This window comes from Anoxybacillus kestanbolensis (assembly GCF_001996285.1).
In the GTDB taxonomy this organism is placed as follows: domain Bacteria; phylum Bacillota; class Bacilli; order Bacillales; family Anoxybacillaceae; genus Anoxybacillus; species Anoxybacillus kestanbolensis_A.
The window spans coordinates 1-17,431 of record NZ_MQAD01000013.1 but is presented as its reverse complement, the minus strand read 5'-3'; the positions used below and the strand labels follow the sequence as shown (position 1 = coordinate 17,431).

Annotated in this window: 19 protein-coding genes and 1 riboswitch; of the genes, 14 read left to right on the top strand and 5 right to left on the bottom strand. The window is 40.0% G+C overall.

Annotation, left to right across the window (positions count from 1 at the left end; genetic code table 11):
- Positions 1-157: 157 nt before the first annotated feature.
- Positions 158-1,744 carry a phosphoenolpyruvate carboxykinase (ATP) gene (gene pckA, locus BO219_RS08680; protein ID WP_077429232.1) on the top strand — a complete coding sequence of 529 codons (1,587 nt, stop codon included), beginning with the start codon at positions 158-160 and terminating at the stop codon, positions 1,742-1,744.
- A 115-nt stretch (positions 1,745-1,859) separates the two neighbouring features.
- Positions 1,860-2,831 carry an N-acetylmuramoyl-L-alanine amidase gene (locus BO219_RS08675; RefSeq protein WP_077429231.1) on the top strand — a complete coding sequence of 324 codons (972 nt, stop codon included), beginning with the start codon at positions 1,860-1,862 and terminating at the stop codon, positions 2,829-2,831.
- 67 nt (positions 2,832-2,898) lie between these two features.
- Here the strand turns inward: BO219_RS08675 and desB are convergent, their stop codons facing one another.
- On the bottom strand, positions 2,899-3,978 hold the full coding sequence (gene desB / locus BO219_RS08670) for a Delta(10) desaturase DesB (protein ID WP_077429230.1): 1,080 nt from the start codon (positions 3,976-3,978) through the stop codon (positions 2,899-2,901).
- Positions 3,979-4,216: 238 nt separating this feature from the next.
- Between desB and BO219_RS08665 the strand changes: the two genes are divergently transcribed.
- The 4 genes from BO219_RS08665 (at position 4,217) to BO219_RS08650 (ending at position 7,109) form a co-directional block, all read left to right on the top strand.
- Entirely contained in the window at positions 4,217-4,459 is a 243-nt protein-coding gene (locus BO219_RS08665) for a DUF2584 domain-containing protein (RefSeq protein ID WP_012574116.1), read from the top strand.
- A 99-nt stretch (positions 4,460-4,558) separates the two neighbouring features.
- Positions 4,559-5,536 (top strand): ABC transporter substrate-binding protein, encoded by a 978-nt coding sequence (locus BO219_RS08660; protein ID WP_077429229.1) that lies wholly within the window; start codon positions 4,559-4,561, stop codon positions 5,534-5,536.
- Between the two features lie 9 nt (positions 5,537-5,545).
- Positions 5,546-6,316 carry an ABC transporter ATP-binding protein gene (locus tag BO219_RS08655; RefSeq protein ID WP_077429228.1) on the top strand — a complete coding sequence of 257 codons (771 nt, stop codon included), beginning with the start codon at positions 5,546-5,548 and terminating at the stop codon, positions 6,314-6,316.
- Complete coding sequence (locus tag BO219_RS08650) at positions 6,303-7,109, top strand: ABC transporter permease (RefSeq protein WP_171700374.1); 807 nt, start codon at positions 6,303-6,305, stop codon at positions 7,107-7,109. The genes BO219_RS08655 and BO219_RS08650 overlap by 14 nt, the downstream gene beginning before the upstream one ends.
- Before the next feature lie 27 nt (positions 7,110-7,136).
- Here the strand turns inward: BO219_RS08650 and ytkD are convergent, their stop codons facing one another.
- The 3 genes from ytkD to BO219_RS08635 form a co-directional block, all read right to left on the bottom strand.
- Positions 7,137-7,610 (bottom strand): RNA deprotection pyrophosphohydrolase, encoded by a 474-nt coding sequence (gene ytkD / locus BO219_RS08645; protein WP_077429227.1) that lies wholly within the window; start codon positions 7,608-7,610, stop codon positions 7,137-7,139.
- A gap of 63 nt (positions 7,611-7,673) precedes the next feature.
- Positions 7,674-7,982: a hypothetical protein gene (locus BO219_RS08640; protein WP_004888947.1), complete on the bottom strand. Its 309-nt coding sequence runs from the start codon at positions 7,980-7,982 to the stop codon at positions 7,674-7,676.
- A 114-nt stretch (positions 7,983-8,096) separates the two neighbouring features.
- Positions 8,097-8,534 carry a Dps family protein gene (locus BO219_RS08635; protein ID WP_012574110.1) on the bottom strand — a complete coding sequence of 146 codons (438 nt, stop codon included), beginning with the start codon at positions 8,532-8,534 and terminating at the stop codon, positions 8,097-8,099.
- Positions 8,535-8,650: 116 nt separating this feature from the next.
- Between BO219_RS08635 and ytzI the strand changes: the two genes are divergently transcribed.
- A complete protein-coding gene (ytzI, locus tag BO219_RS08630) occupies positions 8,651-8,791 on the top strand; it encodes a YtzI protein (protein ID WP_077429226.1) in 141 nt (46 codons plus the stop codon).
- Between the two features lie 18 nt (positions 8,792-8,809).
- Here ytzI and BO219_RS08625 read toward each other — a convergent pair whose 3' ends face one another.
- Positions 8,810-9,283, bottom strand: a complete 474-nt coding sequence (locus BO219_RS08625) for an S-ribosylhomocysteine lyase (RefSeq protein WP_077429334.1) — start codon at positions 9,281-9,283, stop codon at positions 8,810-8,812.
- A gap of 129 nt (positions 9,284-9,412) precedes the next feature.
- On the opposite strand from BO219_RS08625, the gene yidD reads away from it, so the two are divergent.
- The 7 genes from yidD to BO219_RS08590 all read left to right on the top strand — a co-directional run.
- Positions 9,413-9,637, top strand: a complete 225-nt coding sequence (yidD, locus tag BO219_RS08620) for a membrane protein insertion efficiency factor YidD (protein ID WP_004888944.1) — start codon at positions 9,413-9,415, stop codon at positions 9,635-9,637.
- 79 nt (positions 9,638-9,716) lie between these two features.
- Entirely contained in the window at positions 9,717-10,898 is a 1,182-nt protein-coding gene (locus BO219_RS08615) for a GTP-binding protein (protein WP_077429225.1), read from the top strand.
- 98 nt (positions 10,899-10,996) lie between these two features.
- On the top strand, positions 10,997-11,968 hold the full coding sequence (locus tag BO219_RS08610) for a metal ABC transporter substrate-binding protein (protein ID WP_077429224.1): 972 nt from the start codon (positions 10,997-10,999) through the stop codon (positions 11,966-11,968).
- Positions 11,969-12,063: 95 nt separating this feature from the next.
- The gene (locus BO219_RS08605; protein WP_198936681.1) at positions 12,064-13,392 is read left to right on the top strand and encodes a cytochrome ubiquinol oxidase subunit I; all 1,329 of its coding nucleotides are present in this window, start codon (positions 12,064-12,066) and stop codon (positions 13,390-13,392) included.
- A gap of 14 nt (positions 13,393-13,406) precedes the next feature.
- Complete coding sequence (locus BO219_RS08600) at positions 13,407-14,444, top strand: cytochrome d ubiquinol oxidase subunit II (protein ID WP_198936678.1); 1,038 nt, start codon at positions 13,407-13,409, stop codon at positions 14,442-14,444.
- 93 nt (positions 14,445-14,537) lie between these two features.
- Positions 14,538-14,738, top strand: a riboswitch (cobalamin riboswitch).
- Positions 14,739-14,850: 112 nt separating this feature from the next.
- Entirely contained in the window at positions 14,851-17,130 is a 2,280-nt protein-coding gene (locus tag BO219_RS08595; RefSeq protein WP_077429221.1) for a ribonucleoside-diphosphate reductase subunit alpha, read from the top strand.
- 105 nt (positions 17,131-17,235) lie between these two features.
- A partial coding sequence (locus BO219_RS08590) for a helix-turn-helix domain-containing protein (protein WP_035021385.1) occupies positions 17,236-17,431 on the top strand: 196 nt, incomplete at its 3' end.

The following is a 17,431-nucleotide window of genomic DNA, read 5'->3' as shown; positions in this document are numbered from 1 at the left end:
CATCATACCACATCCGTACGAAACGAGTCAACGTTTTTCTATATGGATTATTTTGAAATTAAACTGAAGAAAAATACAATAATTAGTATGGACTATTTATCAAAATGTGTTATACTTTTTACATAAAGATAAATCAAACAAAGGTAGGTTTTGTCCAATGAATTCCATTGAACTGACAAACAAATTATCAACACTCTTACAAAGGGATGGGGTTTTTCATAACTTATCTGTACCACGACTAGTAGAAAAAGTACTAACTCGGAAAGAAGGCATCCTAACTTCATCAGGAGCAATTTGTGCAACAACTGGAAAATATACAGGCCGTTCTCCAAAGGATAAATATATTGTCGAAGAACCGTCTGTGAAACATAAAATTGATTGGGGAACTGTCAATCAACCTATTTCTGAAGAGGTATTTGATAAGCTTTACAACAAAGTGATCGATTATTTAATGACAAAAGAAGAACTATTTGTATTTAATGGCTTTGCAGGCGCAGATCCAGCTTATCGTTTGCCGATTCAAGTGGTCAACGAATTTGCTTGGCATAACTTATTTGCTCATCAATTGTTCATTCGTCCAACAGCGGAAGAATTACAAACACATGAACCACAATTTACAGTCATTTCTGCACCAACATTTAAAGCTGATCCATCTATTGACGGCACGCGCTCAGAAACGTTTATTATCATCTCATTCGAGCGCCGCACTGTACTAATTGGTGGAACAGAATATGCTGGTGAAATGAAAAAATCCATTTTCTCTGTCATGAACTTTTTATTGCCAGAACAAGGAATCTTCCCGATGCACTGTTCAGCAAACGTCGGTCAAGAAGGTGATGTCGCGCTCTTTTTCGGTTTATCTGGTACAGGAAAAACAACGCTTTCTGCTGATCCAAACCGTCGCCTAATTGGCGATGACGAGCACGGTTGGTCAAACAACGGTGTTTTTAATATTGAAGGTGGATGTTATGCCAAATGCATTAACTTATCACGTGAAAAAGAGCCACAAATTTTTGATGCGATTCGCTTCGGCTCTGTATTAGAAAACGTCATCGTTGACCCAGACACGCGCATACCAAACTATGACGATGCAACATTAACTGAAAATACGCGCGCAGCATATCCGCTCGAAGCGATGGATAATATCGTGCAGCCGAGCGTTGCTGGCCATCCGCATACAATCGTCTTTTTAACAGCAGATGCGTTCGGCGTATTGCCGCCAATTAGTAAATTAACGAAAGAACAAGCAATGTACCATTTCTTAAGCGGCTATACGAGCAAATTAGCGGGCACAGAACGCGGAGTGACAGCGCCGGAAGCAACATTTTCTACATGCTTCGGTTCACCGTTTTTACCGCTTCCTGCAACGCGTTACGCAGACATGCTTGGTCAAAAAATTGACGCCCACGGTGTTCAAGTGTTTTTAGTAAACACCGGTTGGACTGGTGGTGGATACGGCGTTGGTGAACGAATGAAGCTATCGTATACACGCGCGATGGTAAAAGCAGCGTTAGAAGGAGAATTAAACAACGTAGAAACCGTTCAAGATCCTATTTTCGGTCTTCATATCCCGCTTCACGTTCCCGGTGTGCCTGATGAAGTGTTACAACCGAAAAGCACATGGGCAGATCAGGAAGCATATGAACAAAAAGCAAAAGAGCTTGCGGCGAAGTTCCGGGAAAACTTTAAAAAATTCACAAACGTTGATCCACGCATCGAAAAACTCGGTGGGCCAATCGCGTAAACAACAAAAGCTGCCTGTTTTGGCAGCTTTTTTCTTTTTTTATTGTTTCGTACAAACCATTTACGAAATTGGAACATATAGTAGTATATAAAAACGAACAAAAGGAGGCTAAAAAATGAACGAACTACTTGCTCTCCCCCAATTAAAAGATATACGCCATCTTCTCCCTACTCGTTCCGGACGTTCGTACAAAAAGACGACGATTCAACAAAAAACACATATTATTATTCATCATAGTTTAACGAAAACAGGTTCCGCATTCGCGTTTGCTAATTATCACGTTAGTAAAGGATGGCCCGGAATTGGATACCATTTTGTCATTGAACAAGACGGAACGATTCATTTTTGCAACGACTTAGAAACGATTAGCTACCATGTCGGCAATCATAACCCTTACTGCATTGGCATTTGTTTAACAGGTGATTTTCGCACACAACAACCGACGAATGAACAAAAACAATCGCTAAAAGCGTTATACAAAACACTTGTAAATATATTACCAAACTATAAAGATGTGAAAGGACATAACGAACTAAAAGGATACGAATGGAAGCAATGTCCTTGTTTTAACTATGCGCAAGTATTAGCAGAAAAAGAAAACATCGAAATAAAAGAAGACGTCAAACTGTATACTATCGAACAAGGGGATACACTATGGGCAATTAGTCAAAAAACAGGAGTAAGCGTCAAAACGTTATTGCGTCTAAATCCTGACGTCAATCCAAGAACGTTACAGCCTGGCCAACAAATTATCATTGAAAAACAAGTAAAGAAAGAAGCAACCAACCCTCCATCACAACCATCTAATCAAACACCGAAGCAACAAAATCCAATCGAACAACTGATTAATAAACTTCCGAATAAAGTACTTCGATATGGCGATCGTGGCGAGGACGTACGCATCTTACAGCAAGCGTTAAATACGATTCATTTTAAATGCGGAGCAGAAGACGGCGTGTTCGGTCAAAAAACGCAAGATGCTGTAAAACGAGTCAACTTGATGTTTTCAGGCGGCAATAGACATGGCGTTTATGACGAAAAAACGAAAAATTACATCATAAGCAAATTAAAAGAAAAAATGAAATAGCTTTCAATTATATATTTCCCCTATAATAAAACATGCAAGAAAACAAAAAGCGCCGAGATGCGACGCTTTACTTTTCTTTCACCATTTTTCCTACAACATTTTCCTTCACTTTATGCGAAAGGTCATCTATATTTAATCCATATCCAAGCGTGCCGTATACATATCCTTCACGCGGCTCAATTAGTTCTGTTTGTTCGTGATAAAGCCGTGGTGTTTTCCATAGCGCAATTAACGCTTTTGTCATCGGCATTTCATAATAACGATCCGGCCATAGTTGTTTAATATATTGTTTAACGAGCGGATAATATTTTGAACTCATCGCTGGGAACAAATGATGTTCTGTATGGTGCGAAAAGTTAAAATGCAATACGTCAACCCACTTTGGAACGATGACAGTTAAGCTGTTTGCTAATGGATCGTTAACTGGAACGAGCGGATTTAAACGATGGTTTGTTGAAATGTATCCCATCACGATCGCATTTCCAATAAGTAGTGGAAGAACGAACGCAAAGAGCCATTTTTCTACTCCGATCATCAACAATAATCCAATCCATACCGACCATGGTAAGACAAATTGCCAGAATACGGCACGACGACTTCCTTTTTCAAACTCCTTCCAAAAATGAAGAAGCATATGAAGCGAATGAACTGTAAACATCCCTGCTAAAGACAAGAACGAAAAAGCCGCACGAATCGGAAACGGAATGCGATAAATCCAACGGAGGAAACGACTTTGAGCTAAACGTTTGATCGTCGGCCACGCATCCGGATCAAGTTCCTCATGTTGTGTATGCACATGATGCGTTGCGTTATGCCATTTTCTCCACAACTTTGGACCTGTGCAAAGTGGCAAAAATGCAATGCCTCCTAACAAATCACGAAGCCACGCCCGTTTGACAACTGTTCCATGCAAAATTTCATGTCCTAAAAACCCTAAACCAGCAAAACAAAATCCAATAACAACTGAAAGCAATCCGTTCCATAACCAATGGAGATCAAATAAAGAAATCGTGACAATGCTGCTAACTAAAACGAGCATGTAAGCAAGACCACCAAACAGACGAGACGGAACAGGACGGAACGCTTCCTCAGGCAAATACGGGGCAATGCGAGCCGCATACCACCCAAATGAATGAAATTGTTTCATGTAACAAAAAACTCCCCTCATACGTGAACACTTCGCTTTAAAAAGAAATGAATATTCAAACATCTCCTTTGAAAGCTTATTGCCATCGTATCATTTATATTCTTGTCCTGTCAATAAAATTTATCATTAGGTCATATGATTTATTTATATGATATAGTTACAAATCATGAAATGTAGTTGTGTAATCGTCATAAATGTGTTTCAATGAAGGTAAAAATGTGGAATATGGAGTGATCCCATGGGTATGCCGTTAGAAGTACAAACAATGATCGTCACAAATGGAAAAGAAAAACGAATTGAACACAACTTATTTGTATTACAAAAAGAAGGCTATCGTTTATATCCGCTTGATGTCCCATTAGAAGTAAGACGAACAAAACACGGAGAAACAACGGGAAAAGCGATTGTCAAAAAACTTACCTTTGAAAACGAAACAACGATCGTTACATATGAATTAATTGCTTTGCATTCGATTAATTAAACCGTCGGGGGATGTGCTCGGCGGTTTTCTTTTTAGATCATTCACACATTTTTATTAGGCGCATACGATAAAGCAAACGACAGGAAAGAGGGGAAACACATGCGAAAATGGGGGTTTTTGCTCATTATTTTAATGTTTTTACTTACAGCCTGCTCATCAAATGATGTAAAAACGTTACGCGTTGCAGAAGTAACTCGATCCATTTTTTACGCTCCACAATACGTGGCAATTGAAAAAGGTTTTTTTGCTGAAGAAGGGCTTCATATTGAGCTAAATACAACGTGGGGCGGCGATAAAACGATGACGACACTTTTATCAAACGGAGCGGATATTGCGCTTGTCGGTTCCGAAACGTCCATTTACGTGTATAGCCAAGGAGCTGTTGATCCGGTCATCAATTTCGCGCAATTGACACAGACCGATGGTACATTTTTAGTTTCACGTGAACCAATCGCCAACTTTACATGGGATCAACTAAAAGGAAGCACATTTTTGGGGCAAAGAAAAGGCGGCATGCCACAAATGATCGGAGAATACGTTCTCAAACAACACGGCATTGACCCACACAAAGACTTAAATCTCATCCAAAATATTGATTTTGCTAATATTGCCAATGCATTTGCAAGCGGAACAGGCGATTTCGTCCAACTATTTGAGCCAACTGCTAGCATTTTTGAACAAGAAGGAAAAGGATATATTGTCGCTTCATTCGGAACGGAATCTGGTCATCTCCCATATACGACATTTATGGCGAAACAAAGCTTCATTGAAAAAAATAAAGATGTGATTGATAAATTCACACGAGCTCTTTATAAAGCTCAACAATGGGTGCAAACACACGATGCGAAAGAAATTGCAACAGTCATTCAACCGTACTTTGAAAATACAGATATCGCTCTCATTGAAAAAGTCGTCGATCGCTATAAACAACAAGGTTCATACGCAACTGATCCGATTTTAGATGAAGAAGAATGGAACCATCTTCAAAACATTATGAAAGAAGCAAACGAGTTGCCATCGTACATTGAGCATTCCATTTTAGTGAATACATCGTTCGCTGAAAAAGCGAAAAAGTAGGTGAACATCATGCCCATTTTAACAATTGATCAAGTGATGCACGCCTACGTCACAAAGCAATCTGCCGTATTGGCGCTTGATCATCTATCGCTAACTGTCGAGAGAGGAGAGTTTGTCTCCTTTCTCGGCCCAAGCGGCTGTGGAAAAACAACGCTTCTTTCAATTGTGGCGGGGCTCATCAAACCAACAAAAGGTCGTGTGCTTATCGAAGGAAAAGAAATTCACACGATGAGCCAAACGATCGGATATATGCTTCAACACGATTATTTGTTTCCATGGAAAACGATTGAACAAAACGTGACACTCGGATTAAAACTGACAGGCAAATATAGCGAGAAAACGAGAAAGCAAACGCTCTCCCTTCTACATCAAATCGGTTTGCGTGACGTGGACGATCGTTACCCTTATGAATTATCGGGAGGAATGCGTCAGCGCGCAGCACTTGTTCGCACACTCGCAACCGATCCGAAAATTTTATTGTTAGACGAACCGTTTTCAGCACTTGATTACCAAACAAAGCTTAAACTTGAAGATCTTGTATGGGAGACGTTAAAACAATATCGAAAAACAGCACTTCTTGTCACACACGATATCGGTGAAGCGATTGCGATGAGCGATCGGATCGTTTTATTTACCGCAAAACCCGGAAAAATTAAACGAATTGTTACTGTTCCAGACTCATTAAAAGCTTGTACACCATTTCAAGCTCGCCAACATCCAGATTTTTCACCGCTCTTTCAAATGATTTGGAAGGAGTTAGAGAGCATTGAACAAACATGAGTGGTTGCAACGTATATATGATCAATATATGGCATATGAAAAACAGGAAAAACAAATCGTCCGTTTTTTTCAAGTAATCATTGTCATTACGTTTTTTAGTTTATGGGAAATCGCAAGCCGATTTCATTGGATTGATCCGTTATTATTTAGCTCCCCGTCTTCCATTTGGCATTTGTTTATCGCCAAAATACGCGATCATACATTGCTAACACACACGACCGTCACATTAACAGAGACGGTGCTGGGCTTTATCGCCGGAACGATGATCGGTGTTTGTTTTGCAGCAATACTTTGGTGGTTTCCGCGCATCTCTCACATCGTTGATCCGTATTTAGTCATTTTAAACGCGATGCCAAAAGTAGCGCTCGGTCCGATTTTAATCGTCGCACTCGGACCGAATATGACATCGATCGTCGCAATGGGAGCGATCATTTCGATCATCATTACAACGATTGTCGTTTACACCTCATTTAAAGAAGTCGATGCAAACTATATAAAAGTGCTTCGAACATTCGGAGCAACGAAACGACAGTGGTTTACAGAGGCCATTTTACCTGCCTCCTTCCCAACAATCATTTCAACGTTAAAAGTAAACGTTGGTCTATCTTGGGTTGGTGTCATCGTTGGTGAATTTCTCGTCTCAAAACAAGGACTCGGTTATATGATTATTTACGGATTCCAAGTGTTCAACTTTACGCTCGTTTTATTAAGTTTGCTTATGATCGCGTTACTTTCAAGCATCATGTATCAACTTGTAAGTTGGCTTGAAAAGAAATTAGTGAAGGGCGCATAACCCCACACGTCAAAAAGCGGTGGGGTTTTACAACATTCCCCGCCGCTGTAACTCTTGTTTTGTATATGTCCATACGCCATCTTTCATAATAAAACTAAATCGTTCATCTTTCGCTATTTCATCTGGCATATGCTCAATGAGCACAGGGCCATTTGTTTCAAAATACGACTCCCTTTGTTCCAAAGATTTAACATGGGCAAAATAAATATTTTTTACAATCGTTTCATTCGGACGGTTGACTTCATACTGTCCAATGTACGTGATCTTTTCAACGACCCCTCCCGTTTCTTCCTTTACTTCGCGAATTGCTGCTTGTTTTGGCGTTTCTCCTTTCTCTATTTTCCCGCCTGGAAACTCCAAGCCACGTACAGCGTGATTTGTCAATAACCAACGACCACCGTACCGACAAATAACGAAAACATGTTTCGGTTGCTGCGAGAAAGGATGGTCAGAAAAAGAAAGTCGAACGTTGTATCCGTAGTAATCTTGAAATACAATCATCACCGTCTACCCTCAACTGTATGTTTTCTTCATTGTACCACACAGTAAAGTTGTCGACAGCCTTTATAACTGTATGACACCCATCGTTTCAATTTGTTGTTTCGCTTCTTCATCACCAAGTTCATAAATCATTTCATACACTTTTTTCATCGCGTTGTCATACCCGTCGTTCGGCCGATCATAATGATATTGCACATATGGCACATGTGCACGCCAAAACGATTGCCAATCGGATGAATACATTTCATCAAAATACTCCCGTAATTGAATGATTTCTTCATCCGTCGCTTCAATGCGAAATTCCCATGGTGAAGCCGTTTTCACTTGTGAAATCTCACCACGTGCCACCGAAACATAATACGTTTTTTTCATCGACCCACCTCTTTTTCGTTTGTTACAGTTAGTGTGAGTCGATTCATTTATTTTCATGCAACAAAAGCACTCATCTGCGACTGAACATGCAAATAAGGTGGGGCCACTCCCACCTTATCCGAGAAACGATTTGAGCATCCATACATGTTTTTCTAAACTTTGATGAATGCCTAAAAGCATATCGCCTGTTGTTTCATCTCCAATTTCTCCTGCGTAGTCCATGCCAGCTTTCAATTCTTCAATCATCGTTTCAAAATCGCGAACAATTTCCGCTACCATTTCTTCCGCCGTTTCATTTCCTTTTGCTTCATGTACAGATGCTACCGCTAAATAATCTTTCATCGTCGCTAACGGTTTTCCACCTAGCGCTAACAAACGCTCTGCTAGCTCATCAATATGTAGAGCTGCTTCGTTGTATAGTTCCTCAAATTTCGTATGCAGCGTAAAAAACTGTGGTCCTTTCACATACCAGTGGTAGTTGTGCAATTTTACGTATAACACATTCCAGTTCGCAATTTGTTTGTTGACAATGTCAATTAATTTTTCTTTCATCCTTGTTCCCTCCTCGATTATAAACTTTCCCTTTCTTCATTGTAACAAACAAAAAATTTTTTGGAAAACAATATGCTTTCATATTAAAATTTAAAATGGAGGATGGAGGGGTATGTATGTTGCTCACTTTTATTATTTCTATCATCATTGTATTTGTCGTGCTCATTTTAAGCGTTTTAACGACCTCAAAAGCATACAAATACAAACATACTATTGATGAATTGCCGAGTGAAAAAAGTAAAGGTTCAGACATGTAACATCTGAACCTTTATTTTTTAACCAAATACTTTTTTCAATTGTTCTTTTGGCTGCGATAGCCAATATCGCATAAGTCGCTTAGCTCCTTCTAAATCGTGCAATTTCGCTTGACCGCACTCTTTTTCCGTTGCAGCTGGCACTTCTGTAACCGTCAATGCCTCATTCATCGTCGCCTCAAGCAAATCAATAATTTCTTCGACTGTTGGCGTGCCACTAACGACTAAATAATACCCCGTTTGACATCCCATCGGAGAAATATCGATAATATCAAAATGAGCGTATTTTTCAGCATGCTTACGAATGTGCACCGCTAGTAAATGTTCAAGTGTATGAATCGCTGCCGGTTGCATCGCTTCTTTATTTGGTTGACAAAAGCGAATATCAAATTTATTCACAACACCGTCGCTACCGACTTGATGAACACCACAATGGCGAACGTACGGTGCTTTGACCGCACAATGGTCTAGTTCAAAGCTTTCTACTGAAGGCATATATGTCACCTCTTTTTCAATTGTTACGTTTTTATCATACACAAAAGTCCGACTTTTTTCATCTTTTTTTGTTGGAATTGTTTCGTCCAAATATGTTACAATAAGAAAAAATAGGGGCGGGCGTATTACATGAAACATATATTCATCTTACTCATTCGTTTTTATCAACGATTTATTTCCCCTTTAAAACCACCGACATGTCGCTTTTATCCGACTTGTTCGCATTACGGATTAGAAGCGATTCGTCGCTTCGGTGCACTTAAAGGAGGCTATTTAACAATCAAACGCATTTTAAAGTGCCATCCATTTCATCCAGGTGGATTTGATCCTGTGCCAGAAAAAGAGCAAAAATAATTGCCCTTTCTCTTTTTTTTTTCGATATGATAAACGTTGTAAATCGTAATAATTACGCTTTATCAAAAGGAGGAGGAAAATGAAAATCCCTGTTACCGTATTAAGCGGCTATTTAGGTTCTGGAAAAACGACGTTGCTTAATCATATTTTAAATAATCGTGACGGATTAAAAATCGCTGTCATCGTCAATGACATGAGTGAAGTCAATATTGACGCTGAATTAATTAAACAAGGCGGTTTTTCGCGTACAGAAGAAAAGCTTGTACAAATTCAAAATGGGTGTATTTGCTGTACGTTGCGAGAAGATTTAATGAAAGAAGTCGAAAATCTCGTTGATGCTGGCAACATTGATTACATCGTTATCGAATCATCAGGCATTAGCGAGCCAATTCCTGTTGCTCAAACGTTTACGTACATTGACGAGGAGTTCGGGATCGATTTAACATCGAAATGTCGATTAGATACGATGGTTACTGTCGTCGATGCTCATCGTTTTTGGCATGATTTCGCTTCCGGTGAAACGTTATTAGATCGCAAACAAGCGATCGATGAAACAGATGTGCGTGAAGTCGTTGATTTATTAATTGACCAAATCGAATTTGCAAACGTGCTCATTTTAAATAAAATTGATTGTATTTCGGAAGAAGATGCGGACGAATTAGAAGCACTTCTTCGTAAATTAAACCCAGAAGCGAAAATCATTCGAACAACGTACGGAAAAGTGGCACTTCATGACATTTTAAATACCCGTTTATTTGATTTTGAAAAAGCAAGTCAATCGGCTGGATGGATGAAAGAACTAAACGAAGAACATACACCTGAGACGGAAGAATACGGTATTTCTTCTTTCGTATATCGCCGCCGTCGCCCGTTTCACCCTGAAAGACTTATGCATTGGCTTGAAAACTGGCCGGTTGAAGTCGTTCGTGCAAAAGGATTTTTCTGGCTCGCGTCGCGCAACAATATGTGCGGACTTCTTTCTCAAGCTGGACCGTCCATTATGATTCAAGGGGCTGGCGAATGGATTGCCACATATCCTCCACATGAACGTGAACAAATTTTACAACAAGAACCAGAATTACGCGCCAAATGGAACGATACGTATGGTGATCGCATGACAGAACTCGTGTTTATTGGAATCGATATGGATGAACAAGCCATTTCTTCTTCACTCGATACATGCTTATTAACAGATGAAGAAATGAGCAAAGATTGGTCAACATTTGTCGATCCACTCCCACCATTTGTTTCTGTTTCATAGTTTTCAAATCGTAACGATTACGATATAATAAAACAGGAGTGAGAAAGATGTTATCTGACGATCAGAAACATCTTTCTTTATTTGGAAGGAGGAGGAAGATGAAGGTAAAAACCATTTTATCCATTATACTTACGAGCACACTGCTATTGTTTGGATGCTCGCAACAAGAACAGACGAATGAATCGAAGAATGAGGAAAAAAACGATCAACTTATCGTTTATACAACTGTATACCCTCTTCAAGACTTTACTGAAAAAATTGGTGGCAAGCACGTTCAAGTGGAAAGCGTATATCCTCCCGGCGTTGATGTGCACACATACGAACCGACGGCAAAAACGATGCAACAAATCGCAGATGCTGACGCTTTCATTTACATCGGTCAAGGAATGGAAGGATTTGTTGACCGCGTTGTCGAAACGCTAGAGAATGAACACGTCAAGTTCGTGGAAGCAACAGCTGGGATGGAATTGCTTCCAGCCAACGATGCTCATGGGGACGAACATGCTCATGAAGATGAACACGCCCATGAAGATGAGCATGAGCACGGTGATGTAGATCCTCATGTCTGGTTAGATCCGATATATTCAATCCAAATGGCTGAAACGATTAAACAAACGTTAACAAAACTAAAACCGGAAGCAAAAGACGATTTTGAACAAAACTTTACTTCGCTAAAACAACAGCTTGAACAACTAGATCAACAATTTCAACAATTAGTAAAAGAAGCAAAAAGAAAAGAAATTCTTGTCGCTCATGCGGCATACGGCTATTGGGAAAAACGATACGGCATCAAGCAAATAAGTGTAACAGGATTGTCACCAACAAATGAACCATCGCAAAAGCAGCTTGCTTCGATTATTCAAATCGCCAAAGACCATGACATACACCATATCTTTTTTGAGCAAAACGTAACATCGAAAATTGCTGAAGTTGTGAAAAACGAAATCGGAGCTGATGTACTTATCCTTCACAACTTAGAAGCACGAACAAATGATGATATAAAAAACAACAAAGACTACTTCGCAATTATGAATGACAACATCTCTGCACTAAAAAAAGCTCTACAATAAGCGATCATAACGGTCGCTTATTTTTTTGTATATTTTTTCCCTTTTCAAATCAAACTAGGAAACGACAATGTATGGAAAGGGATGAACATTTCGGTATGGACCACGTATTAACAGCAAGAACGCTTTTTGGTACAACGATGGCATTTCACATTATTTTCGCCACTCTTGGCGTTGGGATTCCGCTTATGATTTTATTGGCTGAGCTACTATATCAAAAAACGAAAGACAATGACTATGCCATCATGGCAAATCGTTGGACAAAAGCGCTCGCCATTTTGCTTGGTGTAGCCATTCCATCCGGTACGATTGCAGGAGTGCAGCTCTCCCTTCTATGGCCCGGTTTTATGGAAGTAATCGGAAAAGTGATGGCACTACCATTTCAAATTGAAATTTATGCGTTTTTCGTTGAAGCGTTATTTTTATCCATTTACGTATATGCAGCTGACCGCATTTCACCAACGATGCGCATCGTAAGCTTAATATTTGTGGCCATCGGGGCAGCTGCTTCTGCCATTTTAATTACGAACGTACATGCCTTTGAAGGTACACCGACAGGCTTTCGCATCGAAAATGGACAAATTGTTGACGTCGATCCATGGAAAGCATTTTTTAATCCGAGCTTTGCCGTCACAGCCACACACGTTGTTTTATCCGCCTATATGACCGGAGCGTTTACGATCGCTTCCATCGCTGCCTACAAGATGTTGAAAAATAAACATAACGAGCGCATTCAGCTTTTTCATAAAAAAGCACTGATGCTCGGGTTAACAGTCGGTGGCGTATTTTCTTTACTCACGGCAATAAACGGACATGAATCAGCTCAACTTCTTCATGAATATCAACCAGAAAAATTAGCGGCTGCTGAAGGATTGTTTGAAACGCAGTCACACGCTCCACTCGTTATCGGTGGTTTTACAGATCGCGAAACACAAACAGTAAAATGGGGAATTGAAATTCCGTGGTTGCTTAGCTTTTTAGCTGGTAATCGCTTCGATACCGTCGTTGTCGGGTTAAATGATTTTCCAGAAGAATGGTGGCCCCCTCTATTCGTCCATACACTTTTTAACGCCATGGTCGGAATTGGCATGTTTCTTCTCCTACTTTCAACTGTCGGATTCATTTGGTATCGCATAAAGAAACAATATACATTTCCAAACTGGTTTATGCGGACAGTTGTTACTGCTGGGCCGCTCGCTCTTCTCGGCATTGAATTTGGCTGGATTTTTGCTTGCACAGGCAGACAACCATGGGTCATTTATCGCATGATGACAACGGCAGAAGCTGTAACACAATCAACAAATTTAGGAACACTTTTTCTTTTATTTACGTCCATTTACGTATTTTTACTCATCGCCGTCGTGCTCGTCTTGCGATCGTATTTTCGCCGCCATCCGATTGAACAACAGTTGTCTATACACATATAGAAAGGAGCAAGATGATGACAGATGAATTAATTGCGATTTCAATTTTATGGGGATTTATTTTTATTTACGCCGTCATGGCGACGATGGACTTCGGAGCAGGTTTTTGGTCGATGGTATATATGAATCGTCCACAAACAAAAGCAACGAAAATCGCAAATCGATATTTATCGCCAACATGGGAAGTAACGAACGTCTTTATCGTCGCCATCGTCGTAGCGCTCGTTAGCTTTTTTCCTGGGGCGACGTTTATACTTGGAACGATCTTGCTTATCCCTGGTAGTATTATTTTACTTTTGCTGACCGTTCGTAGTGCATTTCTCGTTTTTTCGCACGTTGCCCCTAAATATGAAAAAGTGCTCATTTACATTTCAGGCATAAGCGGCTTGCTTATTCCAGCATTTTTAATTAGCGTCTTGCCCATTACACATGGGTCTTTCGTTGAAACAATGAATGGTGTCAGTCGTCTTCGGCTCGATCGTCTATTTACAAGCCCACATGAGTATGCGTTTATTGCCTTTGCGATTACAAGCACACTTTTTCTTTCTTCGCTTTTATTAGCGGATTACTCAAATGAAGCGAATGAAGCGGAGGCATATGCGATCTATCGTCGCGATGCGCTTATTATAGGACCATTCGCCCTTCTCTCCTCGATGTTGATTATGATTACGATGCGAAATGAAGCACGGTGGCTATACGATGGAATGATGTCTCATTGGCCATGGCTTGTCGCTTCCGTCATATTGTTCCTTTTAGCTGGCGGGGCGCTTTTTCTTCCCCCATGGAAAAAGAAACATGGACGCGGAATACCGCGTCTTGCGGTGGGTGCGATCGTTTTGCAATATTTTTGTGCGAGCTATGCATATGGGAAAGCTCATTTACCGTATATGATTTATCCGAATGTAACCATTGAGTCGGGATTTACACACCCGAATACGTTTCGTGCCTTATTTTTGACGTATATCGTTGGTTTTGCAATTTTATTTCCAGGATTCATTTATTTTTGGCGGCTGTTTATGAAAGATCGACGCTATGTAGCAAAGGATGAAAAATAATGATTGCAAATGTTGAGATTTTTCGTTATAGTTTTAAACGTAAACCTTTTTTACACAATATATTGTGATGATAAACAAGATAATAACTATATATTGAAACCGACAAGCGAAGGTGTCCAAACGGACTTAATAGGGAATCTGGTGCGAATCCAGAACTGTCCCCGCAACTGTGTGCGCAGACGAAATGGAAACAACACCACTGTATATGTCAGCTGTTTTATGGCGCATATATGGGAAGGAATCCAAAGTAGGAAGAAGCGCAAGTCAGGAGACCTGCCTTCCTTGTATCGTTTCATATTCTTCGGGGATTGAGAAGATGAAACGATGGAAAAAGGCATGCTTTTACCATCGTTTCATCCGCTCAACGAGAGCGGATTTTTTTATTTTCTAGGGGAAGGGATGTTATATGGTGTACATAAAACAACAAACAGAAGTAAATGAAGAAACGACCCGCACATTATTGTTTCATATTTTCAAAGATTTTCCACACTTATCAAGCGAGCGATACATCGAGCGTACGATACGGTCGCTGACGTATACAAAATCATACGATGACATGATGAACAAACTCATTTTAAATGCACTTGACGAAATCACCGTAGAACAACCTGATTGGACGTTTGTCGCAGCACGCCTTTATTTACAACAGCTATACAATGAGGCTGCTATAAATCGGGGTTATGATGTATCCGACACATACCGCTACTTTTATGAGTTACAAACAATGCTCGTTGATCTCGGTATTTACGATCCGTTTGTACTTGAACGATATACGAAAGAAGAACTACAAGAAGCGGGGACATGGATCGATCCGAAAAAAGACGAGCAATTTACATACATCGGATTACGCACACTCGTTGATCGTTATTTAGCGAAAGGATATGACGGAGAAATTTATGAGTTGCCACAAGAACGTTTTTTAACCATTGCTCTTACGCTGATGGTGAATGAGCCAAAAGAAAAACGAATGGAGCTTGTCAAAGAAGCGTATTGGGCGTTATCGAACCAATACATGACGGTCGCTACACCAACGTACGCCAACGCAGGTAAATCTTACGGTCAATTATCGAGTTGTTTCATTGATACAGTCGACGATAGCTTAACCGGCATTTATGAATCAAATACAGACGTCGCGCGTTTATCAAAAGGCGGTGGAGGGATTGGTGTATATTTAGGTAAAATTCGGGCACGCAACTCGGATATTAAAGGATTTAAAGGCGTATCGTCTGGTGTCATCCCATGGATGCGTCAATTAAACAATACCGCTGTATCGGTTGACCAGCTTGGTACGCGACAAGGAAGTATTGCCGTCTATTTAGACGTTTGGCATAAAGACATTTTCTCATTTTTAGACGCGAAACTAAACAACGGCGATGAACGGCAAAAATGCCATGATTTATTTTATGGCGTATGCATCCCTGATTTATTTATGGAACAAGTCGAAAAGCGTGGCGATTGGTATTTATTTGACCCACATGAAGTGAAAAAAGTGATGGGGTGGAAAGATAAAGATGGGAATCCGCTAGGTCTTGAAGATTTTTACGATGAAGAACGAGGGTGTGGTTCGTTCCGCGAAAAATACGAAGAATGTATCAATCACCCAGAGTTAAGTAAAGAACGTGTACCTGCCATTGAAATTATGAAGCGCATTTTAAAATCACAATTAGAAACGGGTACACCTTATATGTTTTATCGCGACGAAGCGAATCGAATGAATCCAAATAAACATGCGGGCATGATTTATTCTAGCAATTTATGTACGGAAATTATGCAAAATATGAGCGCGACTACCGTAACAAAAGAGTATACGCAAGATGGTGAAATTATTATTCATAAAAAGCCAGGCGACTTTGTCGTTTGTAACTTATCTAGCATTCATCTCGCTCGCGCCGTACAAGACGATGTACTCGAAAGATTAATTCCGATTCAAGTACGTATGCTCGATAACGTCATCGACTTAAACGAAAATCGCATTGAAGTGTTGCAAGCGGTGATGACAAATAAAAAATATCGGGCAATCGGTCTAGGTGCATTTTCATGGCATCACTTATTGGCGTTAAAAGGAATCAAGTGGAATAGCGAAGAAAGCGTTGATTTCGCTGACAAGCTATTTGAAAAAATCGCTTATTTAACGATTCGAGCAAGCATGGAATTAGCGAAAGAAAAAGGAGCATATCCGGAGTTTGCAGGTTCTGATTGGCATACAGGGAAATATTTTGACCTTCGCGGTTATCATTCCCACGATGAGTTAGATTGGGATGAGTTAAAGCAACAAGTGATGAGACATGGGATACGTAATGGGTATCTCATGGCGCCTGCGCCAAACGCTTCGACATCCGTTTTAGCAAACGGAACGGCGTCATGCGACCCTGTCTTTAATCGCTTATATTTTGAAGAAAAGAAAAATTATAAAATTCCTGTTACCGTTCCTGATTTAAATGCCAAAACATTTTGGTTTTACGAAAATGCCTATGAAGTGGATCAAAAGATGAGCATTCGTCAAAATGCCGCTAGACAAAAACATGTCGATCAGTCGTTAAGTTTTAATCTTTACGTATACAACACGATTAAAGCGAAAGATCTTTTGGATTTACATTTAACGGCATGGAAAGAACGGTTAAAATCGACGTATTACGTTCGCAGCACTGCCGTAACGATTGAAGAATGCGACGTTTGCTCATCGTAGGGGGGCTTTTGACTGTTCATGATAAATGTATAAATATTTATAAAAATTTTATAAAAATCTGATGATCATTTTATGTGAAAAAAGTCAAAAAGGGGCTGGGAGAAGATGATTCGCACGTACAAAGTCATGCTTCTGCCCAACAATAAGCAAAAGACGAAGCTTTTTCAATGCGCAGGTGTTGCCAGATGGGCGTATAACTTTGCATTAGCACAACAACAAGAAAATGATAAACAAGGTGGCAAATTTTTAAGTGATGGTGAACTAAGAAAAAGATTAACGCAGCTCAAACAAACGAAAGAGT